The sequence below is a fragment of the Acinetobacter sp. 1294243 genome (genome assembly GCF_000588015.1).
GTDB classification, from domain to species: domain Bacteria; phylum Pseudomonadota; class Gammaproteobacteria; order Pseudomonadales; family Moraxellaceae; genus Acinetobacter; species Acinetobacter pittii.
The window spans coordinates 1-762 of the sequence record NZ_JFXG01000058.1; the positions used below are offsets into that span (position 1 = coordinate 1).

At 38.3% G+C, this 762-nt stretch carries 1 protein-coding gene and 1 tRNA gene; both read right to left on the bottom strand.

Features of this window, described 5'->3' with window-relative positions; translation table 11 throughout:
* Positions 1 to 31: 31 nt before the first annotated feature.
* A tRNA-Gln gene (locus J655_RS0104975) sits at positions 32 to 106 on the bottom strand.
* Positions 105 to 762 (bottom strand): 4-(cytidine 5'-diphospho)-2-C-methyl-D-erythritol kinase (gene ispE / locus J655_RS24155; protein WP_032053450.1); only part of this gene is annotated, 658 nt, incomplete at its 5' end. The genes J655_RS0104975 and ispE, both read right to left, overlap by 2 nt.

The window sequence follows — 762 nt, forward strand, 5'->3', positions numbered from 1 at the left end:
GCGACGCCCCTAAATTCGATGATATATATGATGGCAGGGGCGGCTGGATTCGAACCAACGGATGCCGAGATCAAAACCCGGTGCCTTACCACTTGGCGACGCCCCTAACGTGTAACCTTAAAATGATTAAGAGGAGATTCATTTAAACTATTTACCAAGTAAGATTTACATGGTGAATACTTAAGAATTTCATCAATATTCATTTCATTCGTTACTTCAATAAAAACACAAGCACCTGTACCTGTAAGCTTTGCTTGACCAAATTGATCTAAATATTGCATTGCTTCTTCTACTTCAGGGTATAACTGCCGAGCCAGTGGCTCAAAGTTATTTCCAAAATTAGAAGGTTCTAACTGATAGGCGCAAAATTTAGTGGTCTTAGAGTCTCTTGTCAATGTTTTTTGTGAAAAAAGCAATTGAGTGCTGATAAAACAATCAGGTTTTAAAATAATGAACTGTTTTTGATCTAAGTCTATGAATGATAAATGTTCACCGATGCCTTCAGCCCATGCATTTTTACCATAAATAAAAATTGGAACATCAGCACCGAGCTTTACACCGTAGTCCGCAAGTTGTTCTTGCTTTAGGCCACATTCCCATAATTGATTTAACACAATAAGCGTTGTGGCGGCATTAGATGAACCGCCACCTAGACCTGCACCCATTGGAATATTTTTTTCAATTTTGATGTGCAAGCCACAAAATTTTTTCGCATGTGGTTTTAGTATTTGAGCTGCCCGATAAATCAAGTTTTCTTCAGCA